16 protein-coding genes and 1 pseudogene are annotated in these 15727 nt (G+C 50.7%); 6 read left to right on the forward strand and 11 right to left on the reverse strand.

Annotation, left to right across the window (positions count from 1 at the left end; translation table 11 throughout):
* Positions 1-42: 42 nt before the first annotated feature.
* The 7 genes from copM to AFK65_RS07975 all read right to left on the reverse strand — a co-directional run bounded on the left by copM (position 43) and on the right by AFK65_RS07975 (position 6760).
* Positions 43-393, reverse strand: coding sequence for a CopM family metallochaperone (copM, locus tag AFK65_RS07945; protein WP_007708050.1), 351 nt, complete (start codon positions 391-393; stop codon positions 43-45).
* A 144-nt stretch (positions 394-537) separates the two neighbouring features.
* Positions 538-1935: a heavy metal sensor histidine kinase gene (locus AFK65_RS07950; RefSeq protein WP_007708053.1), complete on the reverse strand. Its 1398-nt coding sequence runs from the start codon at positions 1933-1935 to the stop codon at positions 538-540.
* Positions 1932-2612 carry a heavy metal response regulator transcription factor gene (locus AFK65_RS07955; protein ID WP_007708057.1) on the reverse strand — a complete coding sequence of 227 codons (681 nt, stop codon included), beginning with the start codon at positions 2610-2612 and terminating at the stop codon, positions 1932-1934. The genes AFK65_RS07950 and AFK65_RS07955 overlap by 4 nt, the downstream gene beginning before the upstream one ends.
* Positions 2613-2640: 28 nt before the next feature.
* Positions 2641-3573: a copper homeostasis membrane protein CopD gene (gene copD, locus AFK65_RS07960; RefSeq protein ID WP_038857430.1), complete on the reverse strand. Its 933-nt coding sequence runs from the start codon at positions 3571-3573 to the stop codon at positions 2641-2643.
* A 4-nt stretch (positions 3574-3577) separates the two neighbouring features.
* On the reverse strand, positions 3578-3958 hold the full coding sequence (gene copC, locus AFK65_RS07965; protein ID WP_007708063.1) for a copper homeostasis periplasmic binding protein CopC: 381 nt from the start codon (positions 3956-3958) through the stop codon (positions 3578-3580).
* 35 nt (positions 3959-3993) lie between these two features.
* The gene (locus tag AFK65_RS07970) at positions 3994-4821 is read right to left on the reverse strand and encodes a copper resistance protein B (protein WP_144421413.1); all 828 of its coding nucleotides are present in this window, start codon (positions 4819-4821) and stop codon (positions 3994-3996) included.
* Positions 4822-4963: 142 nt separating this feature from the next.
* Positions 4964-6760 (reverse strand): copper resistance system multicopper oxidase, encoded by a 1797-nt coding sequence (locus AFK65_RS07975; RefSeq protein WP_007708071.1) that lies wholly within the window; start codon positions 6758-6760, stop codon positions 4964-4966.
* A 290-nt stretch (positions 6761-7050) separates the two neighbouring features.
* On the opposite strand from AFK65_RS07975, the gene AFK65_RS07980 reads away from it, so the two are divergent.
* From AFK65_RS07980 to umuC, 4 genes and pseudogenes are all read left to right on the forward strand, one after another.
* On the forward strand, positions 7051-7281 hold the full coding sequence (locus AFK65_RS07980; protein WP_032804514.1) for a hypothetical protein: 231 nt from the start codon (positions 7051-7053) through the stop codon (positions 7279-7281).
* A 298-nt stretch (positions 7282-7579) separates the two neighbouring features.
* Complete coding sequence (locus tag AFK65_RS07985; RefSeq protein ID WP_032805322.1) at positions 7580-7903, forward strand: four-helix bundle copper-binding protein; 324 nt, start codon at positions 7580-7582, stop codon at positions 7901-7903.
* Positions 7827-8078, forward strand: coding sequence for a hypothetical protein (locus tag AFK65_RS22040; RefSeq protein WP_162139049.1), 252 nt, complete (start codon positions 7827-7829; stop codon positions 8076-8078). Before AFK65_RS07985 ends, AFK65_RS22040 begins: the two co-directional genes overlap by 77 nt.
* A gap of 185 nt (positions 8079-8263) precedes the next feature.
* Positions 8264-9298: pseudogene (gene umuC / locus AFK65_RS07990) on the forward strand (translesion error-prone DNA polymerase V subunit UmuC); the annotation flags it as partial.
* A 325-nt stretch (positions 9299-9623) separates the two neighbouring features.
* Here the strand turns inward: umuC and AFK65_RS07995 are convergent.
* Genes AFK65_RS07995 through AFK65_RS08010 form a run of 4 tightly spaced genes read right to left on the reverse strand, consistent with a single transcriptional unit; the run spans position 9624 to position 13506 of the window.
* Positions 9624-10724 (reverse strand): ABC transporter substrate-binding protein, encoded by a 1101-nt coding sequence (locus AFK65_RS07995; protein WP_007708084.1) that lies wholly within the window; start codon positions 10722-10724, stop codon positions 9624-9626.
* Positions 10725-10733: 9 nt separating this feature from the next.
* Positions 10734-11576, reverse strand: a complete 843-nt coding sequence (locus AFK65_RS08000) for an ABC transporter permease (protein WP_007708086.1) — start codon at positions 11574-11576, stop codon at positions 10734-10736.
* On the reverse strand, positions 11573-12442 hold the full coding sequence (locus tag AFK65_RS08005; protein WP_007708089.1) for an ABC transporter permease: 870 nt from the start codon (positions 12440-12442) through the stop codon (positions 11573-11575). The genes AFK65_RS08000 and AFK65_RS08005 overlap by 4 nt, the downstream gene beginning before the upstream one ends.
* A complete protein-coding gene (locus tag AFK65_RS08010) occupies positions 12439-13506 on the reverse strand; it encodes an ABC transporter ATP-binding protein (RefSeq protein ID WP_032805323.1) in 1068 nt (355 codons plus the stop codon). Before AFK65_RS08010 ends, AFK65_RS08005 begins: the two co-directional genes overlap by 4 nt.
* A 216-nt stretch (positions 13507-13722) precedes the next feature.
* Here AFK65_RS08010 and AFK65_RS08015 point away from each other — a divergent pair, with 216 nt between their 5' ends.
* Together AFK65_RS08015 and AFK65_RS08020 are read left to right on the forward strand one after the other, a co-directional pair.
* Positions 13723-14550, forward strand: a complete 828-nt coding sequence (locus AFK65_RS08015; RefSeq protein WP_032804516.1) for a glycerophosphodiester phosphodiesterase — start codon at positions 13723-13725, stop codon at positions 14548-14550.
* 29 nt (positions 14551-14579) lie between these two features.
* On the forward strand, positions 14580-15698 hold the full coding sequence (locus tag AFK65_RS08020; protein WP_038857419.1) for an ROK family transcriptional regulator: 1119 nt from the start codon (positions 14580-14582) through the stop codon (positions 15696-15698).
* Positions 15699-15727 lie beyond the last annotated feature (29 nt).

Here is a 15727-nt window from a genome sequence, read left to right on the forward strand (position 1 = left end):
TGCCGGTCGGTTGAAATACAATCTTCTGGTATCAGCTGTAAACTATTTATTCAGCCATTTTTCCAGATGCTCAATCTCAGCCTTCTGTGCTTTGATGACATCTTCAGCCATCTTTCTCATTTCAGGATCTTTTCCGTACTTCAGTTCTGTTTCGGCCATGGCTATCGCGCCTTTATGGTGCTCTGCCATGCCTCTGGCAAAAGCCCTGTCTGCATCCTGCTCCTTCATCGCATCCATCATGCCGCGGTGCATATTCTGCATGCCGGCCATGTATTCTTTTGACGCCGGGGACATATGCATGTCCTGCGTCATCTTCATATCCGGCTTCTGGGCCATAGCCGCAACGGGCAGAACAACCAGCAGGGAAACCAGGGCTGTCTGTAATTTTTTCATGATCCATTCCTTTACTGGGCTAAGAGACTTCAGTTTAGTTAAGCACCCGGGATCGTTTCACAAAACCGGGAAAGAAATCCTTGATTTAAAGCAGTTCAGAATTATTACGGGCGACAGCCCGAAGAAAGCGCACATCAACGTAAATCATGCTGCCGGTATTTTTACCGTAAACGTAACGATGTCACCGTCCAGAAAAACCTGCAGCGTGCCATTGTGAGCCTGGACAACGGCACGCGTGATGGAAAGGCCCAGACCGGCACCGTCCGTGTTATGTTGCCTGGACGAGTCACCCCGGTAAAAGCGATCAAAAAGCCGGCCCAGATTTTCCTGTGTAATGGCTTCTGTACAGTTAGATATGTGAACAAACGCCATCCCGGCCTGCTGTTCAGCCCGGATCAGGATCGCCGCGCCGTCTGAAGAGTACTTTATGGCATTGGTTATCAGGTTGCTCAGCGCCCGGCGCAGCATCAGACGATCGCCCTTCATGCTGGCATCCCCTTCAAGCGCCAGGGTTTTACCGTTTTCAGCGGTCAGCGGCTCGAAAAATTCGATTAGTTCTTCGAGTTCTGCCTTTGCGGAAAAAATCTCATTTTCCAGCGCCAGCAGCCCGTTTTCAGACTTCGCCAGAAACAGCATGTCGCTGCTCATTCTGGCAAGCCGGCCCAGCTCCTCCAGGTTTGAGAAAAGCACTTCCCGGTAACTGGCAGCGTCACGCTCCCGGGACAGGGCAACCTGCGTCTGCATCATCAGGTTACTTACGGGAGTGCGCAGCTCATGGGCTATGTCAGATGAAAACTCTGTCAGGCGCCTGAAAGAGCCCTCCAGTCTCTCCAGCATGCTGTTAAACTCGACTACGGTAGGCATAAGCTCCGAAGGAAGGTGTCGGGCCGGCAGGCGCTCACTGAGATTATTAACGGTAATAGCCGAAGCCAGCCGGTTTATTTCATTCAGCGGCCGGAGTCCGATGCGGGTGGCAAGCCAGCCCAGCAAGACAGAAAGAAAAATCAGTCCCCCGTTAAGCCACATCAGCCACTCTTTCAGCTGGCCGATAAATTCATCATGAAAGCCAGTATCGTAGGCGGCTGTTATCAGCACGTCCTGGTGCCTGCCCGAGTTCTCTGTACCGATTTTTTTAATCATGACGTTATAGCGCCAGCCGTCTTCCTCCACCGTCTGCAGGATGTTCAGCTTCAGGGCCTCACCGGCAAAGCGCTCAGCCGGAACCGGGAAGCCGGGAGAGAAATAGTCGGCGAGTATTTGATTATCGGCAGTCCTGATCGACAGATAAAGTCCGCTGTGGCCCACCATGGCGTCGGCAAGCTTGCGGGCAAGCCCGGCGGTATCAAGCTTTCCGGTACGGGCTTCACTTTCCAGCAGTTCGGTAGCCAGCTCAAGCTTACCGGTCAGCAGCGTAAGATCCTGGCTGCGAAAGTAACTGCCCAGCGCGGCAACCAGCAGAACGCTGGTAAGCAGCCAGACGGACATCATGACACCGGCAAAGACCAGGCTAAGTCTGGAAGTCAGAGACCAGTTACGCTTCATTCTTCACGTATCTCCAGCACGTAGCCAATGCCACGCACGGTATGGATCAGCTTCGGGCTGAAGTCATCATCCACTTTGCTGCGCAGCCGCCGGACAGCCACATCAATTACGTTAGTATCACTCTCAAAATTAATATTCCAGACCAGGGAGGAGATGAGATTTCTTGGCAGCACTTCACCGCGACGCTGCAGCAGCAGCTCAAGCAGAACAAACTCTTTTGTGGACAGATGAATTTTTTTGCCGGAACGGCTGACGCTCCGGCGGGATATGTCCATCACCAGGTCAGCTATTTCGTACATGCCGGATGCCAGAGAGCGGTTACGCCTGAGCTGGGTCCGGATACGGGCCAGAAGCTCGGCAAAATCGAACGGCTTGAGCAGATAGTCATCGGCTCCCAGGTCCAGACCTTTGATTTTTTCGCTGACGTTATCCCTTGCGGTCAGAAACAGCACGGGCTCTTCGTGGCGGGCCATTCTCATCTGCCGCAGAATGTCCCAGCCGTCCAGGGAGGGCAGCATAACGTCAAGAATAATCAGGTCGTAGCGCTGCTGCAGGATATGCTCCAGCCCCTGACGGCCGTCATTCACGAGGGTGACGTCATACCCTGCTTCCTGAAGACCCTGTTTCAGGTAAGTCCCGGTTTTAATTTCATCCTCGACGATCAAAAGAGTGGTCATGGTATAAGGGCCCTGCAGCTGAGTGTCGTTACGCCATACCGTTACCGGGCGACAGCGTGCCAAGCCAGGCTACGGTCGCCAGAATCAGGATAGACACGCTGAACTCTGTAATAATACTTTTGCGCATCAGCGCAATACCCGTCTTATAGTGGCCCTGACTGAGCGCATTTTCCAGTGCCGGCGCAAGCCGGAAGCGGTTCGCGGCAGCCAGCAACAGCATGACGAAAAACAAGCCTGTCTTGATTAGCAGGAGCAGCCCGTAGTGGCTGCCCGGCAAAGAGTTGACCGGGTCTTCCACAATGAAGAAAAAGTTAATGACGGCGGTGATGACAATACTCAGCACAATCACCGTGCCGGCCCGGGAAAAGCCCGTCAGGGCTTCCGCAAGCTGCCGGACGTGGCTGGCCGTCTGCGCCTTTTTGATGCATAACAGAATGGCAAAGGCTGTCAGCGCGCCCACCCATGCACCGGCTGCCGACAGGTGGATGATATCGCTCAGCAGATGCAGATAGTAGCTCATACCGTCGTTCATGGCCGCATGACCACCCCATGCCAGGGTGGCCAGCGCTGTGCCTCCGGACAGCGTGAGAACGTAACGCGACAGAACGGCATTGCGCAGGCGCAGGCCCAGTCCGATGAAGGCCAGGACGAGTGCGGCAAGCCGGATAACCCAGCTGAGGCCGACCGCAGTCTCACCGATAACCATCTCTATGATGTGGAGCGTGATTTCACCTGCGTCGGCCACGCCACTCATCGCCTGCGCGACCAGCAGCATATTCGCCAGCGACAGAACAATGCCGACGGATATCAGAATAAAGAAGAACGACCAGACGCTGAATAAAGACACCGATTTTTTAAGCGTTCCCTTCACGGCATACAGTTCAAATAAAGGCAGCCCAAACAGAACCATAAGGTCAAGGTAAAGGAAAAAGCGGATGACAATAAAAGTCTGATCGTTCATGGCATTATTTCACGCTAAAGCTGACGTTGCCGGTGCGCGGGTGTGTATCGGAAGAGACCGCACGCCACTCCACCTTGTATGTGCCAGGCACTAGAGCTTTGGCCGGCGTGATCACCATGGTTTTCGGATCGCCACCGGCGGCCACTTTTGCCGCAACCGCCATCGGGGCATGAGAGGACATGCCGGGCATAGCGGTCATGACGAGACGTGCACCAGAAAATTTTGTGACCAGATTTTCAGTAAAGTGCAGCTCCACTTTTGAAGGCGCTGCCACCTGCGCTTTATCAGCAGGGACAGAAGAAGCCAGTTCCGGATGCGCCTGCGCGGCAAAAGCAGCAACAGAGGCGGCAACAGCGATGACGTAGCCAGCATAATTACGTTTCATATTCATACCTGTCTTGTTTGTTAGAATTAACTGCATCAGAACCACACGCGGGCACCGAGAAGAAAGCGCACTTCGTTGTCTTTCTCTCCTTCACGGGTCGCCATATCGGCCGTGTTGCCATAAAGCTGGCTCCACGATACGCCCACGTAAGGCGCAAACTCCCGCTTCACTTCGTAACGAAGGCGCAGGGAAAGCTCGGTACCGGACAGCCCTTTCCCGGTTTCACGCACCTCATCATCCTTTCCGTAAAAATTAGCTTCAAAAGACGGCTGCAGGATGAGCCGGCTGGTCAGCAGCACGTCATACTCTGCTTCAAACCGGAGCGCGGTGCGTCCCTGCTCACCGGCAAACGCGGTGAGTTCAGTTTCGAGATTATACAGCGGCATGCCCTGAAAGCCGGCGGCGGCCCATGTCTGGGGCCTGCCTGGTTTAAAATCCTGTCGGGCGCCCGCAACCACGTCCCACCAGGGCGAGATAGCGTGCCCCCACAGGGCCTGCACCTCCGCCGACTCGGTTTGTCCGTCGCTGGTTTCCCCTTCGCTGCGCAGCCAGAGACGATCTATATCCCCGCCGGCCCAGCCGCTGACGTCCCAACTGAATCCCCCGGCCTCATTATTTTTCTGCCACTCAAGCTGATCGGCCAGCAGATACCAGTTCACGTTGCTGTCATGCACCTTATGGCCGTGTACGTCCGGAAACGCAGCCCGGCGGTCGGCGTCCGTCAGCACCGGAACAGGCGTTCTGCTTTCAGTCGGGGCAGCAGGCTGCATGGACTCCATGCCTTCCATCCCGGACATGGGTTCCATATTGCCCATAGCGGAGTGGTCCATGCCCGACATTGCACCCATGTCATGCTCCTGCATGTTGTGCGCCGCTTCAGCCCGGGCATCAGGGGCGGCCGTAAGTGCACTGCCGGCAATGGCTGCGAAAACCAGCAGTCCGGCCGCCGGGCGGAAAAAGTTATATTTCATATCACCACGCTCAGAAGCTGACATCAGAAGTACCTCACTCATTAACCCGGACTTCACGGAACATGCCTGTTTCCATATGAAAAAGCAGGTGACAGTGGTAAGCCCAGCGGCCCAGCGCATCGGCCGTCACACGATAGCTGCGGCGCGTGCCGGGCGGCATATCAATGGTGTGTTTACGCACCAGAAAATTCCCTTCTTCATCCTCAAGGTCGCTCCACATTCCGTGCAGATGAATGGGATGCGTCATCATGGTATCGTTGATGAGCACGATGCGGACGCGCTCGCCATAGCGGAGCGTGACCGGCTCTGCATCGGAGAACTTGATGCCATTGAAAGACCAGGCAAATTTTTCCATATGGCCGGTAAGATGCAGTTCTATGGTGCGTGAGGGTTCGCGTCCGTCCGGATCGTCAAAAGTGCTCTTCAGGTCAGCGTAGGTCAGAACCCTGCGGCCGTTATTCCTCAGCCCGATACCCGGATCGCTGAGCTTCGGGACGGGCATCATGGCCTGCATGTCAACCAGGGGGTTGTTCGTTTCTGATGCCGGATGCTTCTGCATATCACCCATGCCGCCCATGCTGCTGTGATCCATGCCAGCCATACTGCCTGCCGGGGCGCTCTCCACAGCTGAACCATCCATGCTCTGCATGCTACCGCCGTCCATACCCTGCATCTGCCCGTGATCCATACCCCCCATGCTGCCGTGATCCATTCCCCCCATTCCCATATCATCCATGGTGAGCCAGGGACGAGGATCGGTGGAAGGAACCGGGGCAGTCATGCCTTCACGAACGGCAAGCGTGCCCCGTGCATAGCCGCTTCTGTCCATGGACTGGGCAAAGATGGTGCAGGCATCCTGGACGGGCTCCACAATGACATCGTAGGTTTCAGCCACGGCAATACGGAACTCATCCACGCTGACGGGGGTGACGTACTGGCCGTCAGCAGCCACCACGGTCATCTTTACGCCGGGAATGCGCACATCGAAGTAGGTCATGGCAGAGCCGTTGATAAAGCGGAGGCGGATTTTTTCGCCTTTACGGAACAGCCCGGTCCAGTTTTTACCCGGGCCCTGACCGTTCATGAGGTAGGTGTACGTCGCACCGCTGACGTCTGCAAGGTCAGTCGGGTTCATCTTCATTTCCGCCCACATCTTCCGGTCAGCCAGGGTATTACCCAGTCCCTTTTCCCGGGCATCCCGGAAAAAATCACCGGCGGTGGGCTTGGCGAAGTTGTAGTAGTCAGACTGTTTTTTCAGTTTTGCAAGAATGGTGGCGGCATTTTCATCTGACCAGTCGGTCAGCATTACCACATGTTCCCGGTCATATGTAAACGGCTCAGGCTCAGCGGAATCAATGATAATCGGGCCGTAAACGCCTTCCTGCTCCTGAAGACCGGAATGACTGTGATACCAGTAGGTGCCATTCTGCTTCACGCGGAATGAATAAATGAAGGTCTCATCGGGTTCAATACCGTGGAAGCTGAGGCCGGGTACGCCATCCATGTTGGCCGGCAGAATAATGCCGTGCCAGTGAATGGAAGTTGTTTCTTTCAGACGATTTTTAACCCGCAGCGTGACAGTATCACCTTCTTTCCAGCGCAGCAGGGGACCCGGCAGGCCGGCGTTGATGGTTTTGGCATAACGGATGTTTCCGGTGATATTCAGCGGCGTTTCGGCGATGAACAGGTCGAAATCGTTACCGGTAAGCGTGCGTGACTGTACCAGACTTACTGCCGAGAAAGCATCGAACGTCTTCATACCAAGACCGCCGACAATTCCGGCTGCTGTGATCCCTTTGATAAAATTACGTCGTGAACTTTTAAGCTGCATAATTGGGCTCCGGCAAAATGCAGTTTGTCCCGGGAGAAACTTTCTCGGCGCCGGAAGCATGAATAATGCAACCCGGCCTGGAACGTTATTTCTGTTACCGGAAAACTATCACAACTGAAACCCCGACTTGATTACATTTATGTCATGTCAGAACCTGCTGTTTTAAATTACATTTATGTCATTTTCGTTCACGGTATTTTTTTTCGGATACGATAAAAATCACTGAGACCAGTGTAGCTCTGGTCCGGGATTAACTGCGATTCCCATCCTGTAAACGTAAGGAAGTACGAATGAAAAAGATTATGCTTGTCGCCGCTGCGGTCCTTCTTTCCATTTCGGCCGCTCAGGCACAGCAGACTCCCATGGACATGTCCTGCTGTATGAACAAAAAGGCCCCGGCAGCCTCCGTAAATGAGCATGAACTGGCGATTCAGGCACATCAGGGCATGAATAACAGCAGTTCTGCCGCACATCAGAACATTATTGAAACGCACCGCAAGATGATGCAGGAAGATAAATAAGCGCAGATGACAGCCCGTAGCCTTAGCTGAAAAAACGCGGGCAAAAATCACCCGGATTTTGTCCTGGTTACTGTTGTTACAGAATGTGTTGTGCATTAACCCTCATTACACTGAGTTATCTGAAAAACTTTGTTGAGGCTGTAATCAGCCGGCCCGTCTGACTGTGGCGGGCTTCTTTTTAAAACCCTGTTTCACCCCTCTCCTGTTACCGTCTGTATAAAACGCTTTTGCAGCAATCAACATTTTGTTCCATGCTTACCACTTCTTTACATTTAACGATTACGGGAAGAAATTATGTCTGAACAATAACCGCAACTGCATTGAGGCCTGTTATATCTGCGCTGCAACCTGTGACTACTGCGCAACGTCCTGCCTGAAAGAAGAAAATATTGAGATGATGCGCGAATGCATCCGGGCGGACATGCAGTGCGCCAGCATCTGCCGCCTGGCAGCTGAGCTGATGACAATGGACAGTGAATTCGCTGCTCAGATTTGTAAGGTTTGCGCAGAAGCATGCCAGAAATGCGGTGATGAGTGCGCGAAACATGAGCACGAGCACTGTAAGAAATGTGCTGAAGCCTGTTACCGCTGTGCTGAAGAATGCCGGAAAATGGCAGCGTGACAGCAAATGGAAGCTGTCCAGTCGCAGCTTCCGGAAAGTACCGCCTGTCTCATTCCAGCCGGTGATTTTTGATACATACACCCGGCGTCAGGGTGGTAAAAATCACCGTTCTTACCCGGACTGCCCGCCATACAGCCAGAAGGGAAATGCCGCGTCCCTGTTCAGGCTTTTTTAAACTGACATCCCCTATATTAAATATCGCAAAAGCCCGGGCGTGTTTTTGCAGCCGGTCGGTACATATGCCCTCTGCCTTATCCACAAAAACGGGGGATAAGCCCTGTATAATTAATGTACAAATTTGTAGTGTACATCCTTTCAGAAAGATTTAAGTCTCGTGTTGAATTTCTATTCCACATAAACGGTGATATGAGCCAGCGGGTAATGACCACGCTTGAGGAAATGTGCCCGCGCGTCGAGGTATACAGCATCGATGAGGCATTCTGCGACCTGACGGGCGTGCGGAACTGCCGCGACCTGGCTGATTTTGGCCGGGAGATACGCGGCACCGTCCGGCGCAACACCCGGATCCATTGTGGTGTCGGTATCGCCCAGACGAAGACGCTGGCGAAGCTCGCCAATCGCGCGGCGAAGGAGTGGCCGCAGACGGGCGGGGTGGTGGACCTGTCGAACCAGGCGCGCCAGCGGCGGCTGATGGCGCTGATGCCGGTAGAGGAAGTGTGGGGCGTCGGTCGGCGTATCGCCAGAAAGCTGGAGGCAATGGGCATTAAAAACGCACTGCAGCTATGCGATACCGATATCCGCTTTATCCGCAAACACTTTAACGTCGTGCTGGAGCGCACCGTGCGCGAGCTGCGCGGCGAGCCCTGTCTGGAGATCGAGGAGTTTGCCCCGGCGAAACAGGAAATCGTCTGCAGCCGGTCATTCGGGGAGCGTATCACCGACTATGAAGCGATGCGCCAGGCTATCTGCAGCTATGCAGCGCGTGCGGCGGAAAAGCTCCGCGGCGAGCATCAGTTCTGCCGGTACATTTCGGTGTTCGTGAAAACGTCGCCGTTCTCTGCTGAGCCGTATTACGGCAACCACGCCGGGACCAAACTGCTGACGCCCACACAGGACACGCGCGACATTATCGCCGCGGCGACGCGCTGCCTCGATGCCGTATGGCGCGATGGGCATCGGTATCAGAAAGCGGGAGTGATGCTGGGTGACTTTTTCAGCCAGGGCGTGGCGCAGCTGAATCTGTTTGATGAGAACGCGCCGCGGGTGAACAGCGAGGCGCTGATGTCACTGATGGACAAACTGAACCAGCACGGGCGGGGAACCCTGTATTTTGCGGGGCAGGGGATCCAGCAGTCGTGGCAGATGAAGCGCGAGATGCTGTCGCCGTGTTACACGACACGGCTGGCTGATGTACCAACCGTACGGGCATGGTAAAAGGGATATCGTTCAGGCATTAAAGCAAAGAGAAGGTCCGCTTTGAGCGAAAAGCGGAATCCATCCTGCCAGCCCGCACAATGTCCAGTTAATAATTTTTAAATTAAGACACGCCATTTCACCGAAGAATAACATTTTCCTGACACCTGACCTTTGCGCTGGATAAAGCCTTTATTGCTGTAACACAAAGCGAGCGTGGATCTGGCGCATCGCGAACAGGACAAAAGGTGCATACACCATAACTGATATAGCACCTTGTTGGTGGGAGGCAGGATGCGTATCTGATGATAATGATTTATTTTGCGGAGTAGCTTAACGGTAATCTTTATCGTCCCAGCAATACCCGGCTGGAAAATTGTTTTTTGAGCTCAACGCTGTATGGGGCATTATAAAAGCTTACCCTCTGAAATTTATCATCAAATTCGTTATTCAGATGTTTATTCACAGGAATTGAACCAAAAACTTTATGGAGTTCGCTTTGCGTTTTCTCACTGACCAGCCAATTGACAAAAAGAGCAGACGCAGCGGGATGTGCTGAATTTTTAGCTATTACGACAGCGTTAGCTCCGGCAGGCATACTAAACCCGGGTACATAAAATTTTATACGTGATGTTACTGCACCTGTTTTTTTAAGAGTCAGCAGGTGATCTTCCCATGCAGGAGCCAAAACAAGCTCGCCATCATTGATGCGGGTAAGACTGTCTGCCTGAGATTTTGTGAGCGTGATCTTACTTTTATTTTTAATGAACCATTCCCATCCTTTATTCCACTGCTGCAGAACGGCTGGGTCTGTTTTATCAGTTAATTTATGCTCTCCCTGTCCCTGGAGTGTCAATACTCTCTGTATAAAAGCTTCACCGGCCCCGCCATTTTGCGGATCATTGTACCCAAACAAATTTGGATTGCTGTCGATGAAGCCCTGAAGCTCCTCCAGAGTCTGAGGAAGCTTTTTGTTCTGCATTTGCAGCGGGTCATACGCAAACCCGGTCTGGCTTCCCCAGAATGCAAGGCCATATCCGAGGAAGTCAGTACCATGGAGTTTACTGTAGCCATTCTGGTATTCGGGAAGCCAGGCTACCGGCGAAACGGTATAAGAATTAAGGACAACCGGCATCTGGCTCATCGTGAAACCTACTACGTCAAGCTTCCCGGTTGCTTTATTTTTTTCAGCCAGTATTTTATTAAGATTCCCGTCTATAGTAGATTCGGGAATGATAACTTTGATGCCATACTCCTGTTCAAATCCTTTTACAAAACTTCGCCATTGTGGCTTGAGATACCAGACATTAAAGCTAACTGATCCTTCTTTTTGCGCGCGGGAGACAACCTCGGCCCACGTCATTTCGGAAAGCTGCGCTCCCTCTGCCGCTGAAAAAGAGAGACAAGTAAGAATTATAACGGTAGTTAAAGTCCGAAAGCGTTTCATATTAACCTCTTAATATTTGCCAGTTGACTCAGCTGAATAATTATCCTTCAGCATTCTCTCAATAAAGATCATAAGGATGATGTTAGGAATGATGAGTATCATGGATACAACTGCTGCGTCTGGTCTTACAAACGCGTATCCCAGATAAGAATAAAGTATTGTCGGAATGGTAATAAAATCCGGCGAACCCAGTACGTAAGAGACAGAAAACTCCTCAAGGCTCCTGACGAAACACAGAATCAATGTCGCGAGGATAGCACTCCTCAGAAAAGGCAGATAAGCATTCCTGAATGTAGCCCACCTGTTCGAACCCAGATCGCGACTGGCGTCAATCATCTCCTGCGGAACAGCCCGAAAACCGGCGGAAAGTATTCTTATTGCATAAGGCAGCGCGAGCACAGTATGTCCTGTAACTATGCTGATAAAGGTGTTGTCGATATTGAGTTGCAAGATCATGGCACTGAAAAATATTCCGATCAGCATTCCCGGGATAACGAGGGGTATCAGTGTCAGGACTTCAGCTATTCCTTTTCCTCTGAACGGTATGCGACCGAAAGCATAAGCAGTAGGAAGAGCCAGTAACAGACTCAGGAGAGCCACTGTTAACGCTATCGAATAACTGTTGAACATAGCGTCAGGAAGCGATGTCGTCTGCCACATATTAACCCATCTCGTGAAAGAAAGGCTGTTAGGGAATATGTCAGGAAAACTCCAGGGATGAGCAGGGTCAACCATCGACCACAGTACCGCCATGCCCACGGGCAGCCCAAGCCATATAAAATTAGCAATGAGAAAAAAAACCACCGAAACTTTCATGACAGCACCGGTTTTTTTTCGACTCTTCATATTCATTTCAGGTCCCCTTTGCACGTCATAAAAGGTGTTATCAGTAACTTAACTAATATGCTGAACAAAAGTGAGGTTATCATGATGATCACGGCAATCACGGCAGCGTTATTCCATTCTCCGTACTCCATGGCTGTTGACTGCATCAGTCGCGCAAGCGAATAAACATCATGAGGCCCGGCGACAGAATAAAAAGCAAAGTCACCGATCGCATCAATGAATACAATGATTAATGCCACTTGCAGAGCGGGCAGGGTAAGTGGAAGTATAATAGTGATAAACCGCTGCCATTTATTTGCCCCTAAATTTCCCGAGGCGTATAAAATATCATTTTTCACTGCATTCACTGAACTGCTTATCAGGATCAGAGCAAAGGGCATGTTCTTCCATATCTGCAGGACAATGACTCCCGTTCCAAAACTGTCATTCTGCATACGCAGCGGTGTCCTGATAATGTTTGCAGCCAGGAGGAACTCATTAATAACACCATGAAAAGAGATGATATTAATAAACAAAAAGGCTGCAACCAGTCCGGGGATAAACATAGGTATACGCAATATGGCAATGATACTCTCTTTCATCGGCAGCGGCTTTCTCAGCCATAAAGCGATGGGGTATGCGAGAATAACGGCACCCAGTGCTCCCAGCAGTGAAACTTTAACTGAGTAAAGAAATGAGCTGATCAATACGGGATCGCGTAGCATCCCGGACCAGTACTGAAGTGTAAAATAACTGTTGCCCGTCAGATTAAAATAGCCAATGCTCTGCGCAATCAGAACATAAAATGTAGAGCCCATCAGCAGAAGGATTGTACCAAGCCCGCTCATCATAAGGAGCCAGGCGAATAATTCCTGCCGGATAGTAGTTTTCATGTTACTGGCTCCAGAAATACGATGGCGTTTTCAGGCAAATAGAAACATGCCTGCTCTCCGATTTTAAAGGAAGGTTTTTTTATAAGTTGCAGCCGCACGTCGGTTCCGTCACTTGTGTGCCCTGAAGCCTCGGTATGGCTTCCCATAAAAGCCATACTTTCAACCGTAATGGTAAAGTAATTAGCGCCTTTTTTGTTGTCGGGAATGTATATAGCATCTTCAGGCCGCCAGCATATCCAGCAATGGTCGCTTTCAGGTTCTCTCGAAGATCTGACGTAGAAGCCACCCATAGAAGTGGATACCCTGTAAAAACCGGGTTGTTCTGCTCTGCTTATGGTTGCCTTTATGATATTTGCTGCACCAATAAAATCGGCAATAAAGCGGTTTGCCGGATGATAGTATATCTCTTCAGGTGTGCCTGCCTGCGCAATGTTCCCGGCATTGAGCACCACAATTTTGTCCGACATGGATAGCGCTTCACTCTGGTCATGCGTCACATAAACTGATGTAAGATTGTGACGACCCTGAAGCTGCTTGATTTCATATCTCACACTTTCACGCAGCTTTGCATCCAGATTGGAAAGAGGTTCATCAAAAAGCATGACAAGTGGCTTCGTTACCATAGCCCTCGCGATCGCAACTCTTTGCTGTTGCCCGCCTGAAAGCTGAGAAGGCATTTTGTGTCTTTGTGATCCGAGCCCCATCTGTTTCAGAACGGTATTGATCGTCGCTTTTTGTTCGGCAAGGGGAATTTTCTTCTGCTTCAGACCATAAGCAATGTTGTGCATAACATTCAGGTGCGGGAACAAAGCATAGGACTGGAAACACATTGCGGTGCTTCGCCTCTCCGGAGGAAGTGTATTAATTGACTCACCGTTCAGGATGATGTTTCCACTGTCCGGAGTAACAAATCCCGCAATCATCTTCAGAAGTGTTGTTTTCCCGCATCCGCTCGGTCCAAGCAGGGTTACAAATTCTCCTTCTTCAACATCGAAAGAAATCTCTCTCGCCGCATAGTAATCATCAAAACGTTTGGTGATCTTTTCAAGTCTTAGTTTAGCCATCATGCAGTCTCTTGATATTCATCTAAAATAAGTTTAGCTATTAAACATTAAAATTTTGTGACAGAGAATAGAAAGCTGATTTTTTGCACTATATCTGTGTTAACTTTATGATTTTATTTGATAAAAAATAAATTAAAATTTCGCTGTTTTTTTAATTAAGTTTAGTTATTATACTTAATGCCAGTTGTTAATCTTTTTCTTCAGAAGGTGTAGAGCGTGTTCAACTTCCATCAGGCTAGTGAAGGTGTCGTGTTGGCGAACGGCCATCGCGGATACTCCAGCAGGTATCCTGAAAATACGTTATTGGCATTTGAAGGAGCTCGTCTGGCTGGTATGTCGAGCATTGAACTTGATGTGCACATGACCCTGGATGAGAAGATGGTGGTCACTCATGATTTCCGCATTGACAGAGTATCGGATGGCTCTGGTTATGTAGCAAATATGACGCTCGGCGAACTGAGGGCTTATAATTTTGGCGTCAGCGCGCTCACTGAAGGTACAAATGCCGCCATCCCGGTCCTGGATGACATCTTCGACTGGGCGATAAGGCACGATACGGGTCTTGTCGTGGAGATAAAACAGCGCAGTCGCCTCGACCGCTTTATTGAGAGATTCACTGAACTGGTTACCACCAAAACCGGCATAGTCGGAAGAATACAGTTACTCGGGTTTAACCATGTACTGCTTAATCAGATCAAGGACAGGGTTCCGGGACTGAAGATTCAGACAGTCTCACTTGAGCGATATAAAAATCAGCTTGAAGCGATTCTCAGTTCGAGCGCCGACTGTGTCTGTCTCGAATATGAACATACGCACATTGACGATCTGAAGGCGTATAAGCAGGCCGGGTTAGGTGTACGGCTTTATCTTCCACCGGGCAAGCTCGGTCTCGATACGCTGGAGTACTTCCGAGTTAAATTCGGGCATGATGTACGCAGCGAGATACTTTTCTGGATGAAAGAAGGCCTGATTGACATGGTCAGCCATGATGATGTCCTGTATGTCAAAAGACTCATAGATGACGCTGGGTTAAAATGCGCTTAAATAATTAACGCCCGGATACAGGAATTAATATGAATTTAGTCAGTGCACCTTTAGAACTGAGCGCTACACAGCGTAACCTGATCGACCTTATCAGAAATCACGGTACCGTTACACGGGCCGAACTCAGTCGCCTTTCAGGTCTTACGCCGGGAGCCATAACACAGCAATGTCGTGAACTGATTTTTTCCGGGCTGATTGTTGAAGGTGAGCCTGTGCACGATGGCAAGCGTGGCCAGCCTTCGTTACCCCTGCGCCTGAATCCAGGAGGGGCCTGCTCTGTAGGTGTTTCCTTCAGTCCTGGGTTTATTGACATTGCTGTCGTTGACTTAAGCGGAAAACCGCTCATACAGGTGTCAGAAAAACATACTGAAAATCGTGAAATAACCCTTACGGTCAATCAGGTTATACATATGGTTGCCGGTGCACTTAAAAAGAAACGTTTAAGTAACTCAAGGATACTGGGAATTGGATATGCCGTTCCCGGATTCCTGAAAAAAGACGGACGTAAAAGACAAACGGTAGCATGGCTTGATACCTGGAGGGAGGTTGACCTTCAGACGGTGTTTTCCGCAGCGTTACCGTACCCGACCTGGGTGGAAAACATCGTAAATGCTTCTGCTATTGCCGAGTATTACTCGGGTAATCACAGCAATATTTCTGATCTGGTCCTCATCGATCTGGGATATGGGATTGCTGCAGGCATTATTGCTGACAGCAAACTGTTGAGTGGGGGATTTTCGAATGCCGGAGAGTTGGGAATGAGTTTCCCTCTCGATCTGCCAAGGCCTTCTTATAAAGATTTGCTTATCACTCTTGAGAAGGCCGGTCTTAACCCCGGAGATCTTGATAGTCTTTATGACAGCGGAAATACAGTTATTGAGTGCTGGATAGCGCGGGTCTGTGATCAACTGGAACCCATTATATTCAGTTGTATCCAGTGGCTTGATCCTGAAGTTATCACGCTAGGCGGCGCCATGCCCAAACAAATCGTCGGTCGCTTGGTAAAGGAACTCAACAAAAGGGTAAGAGGAAAACTGGAGCCGTTACGGCCATCAGCACAAATCGAAGCTTCTGCTTTCAGTAAAGAGGGTGCTTCACGTGGTGCAGCAATGCTGCCGTTATATTACACACTTAATATTAAAAAATAGCAGCGCCACATTAGCGTTGCTCTGGTCTG

The organism is Cronobacter universalis NCTC 9529 (genome assembly GCF_001277175.1).
Classification (GTDB): Bacteria; Pseudomonadota; Gammaproteobacteria; order Enterobacterales; family Enterobacteriaceae; genus Cronobacter; species Cronobacter universalis.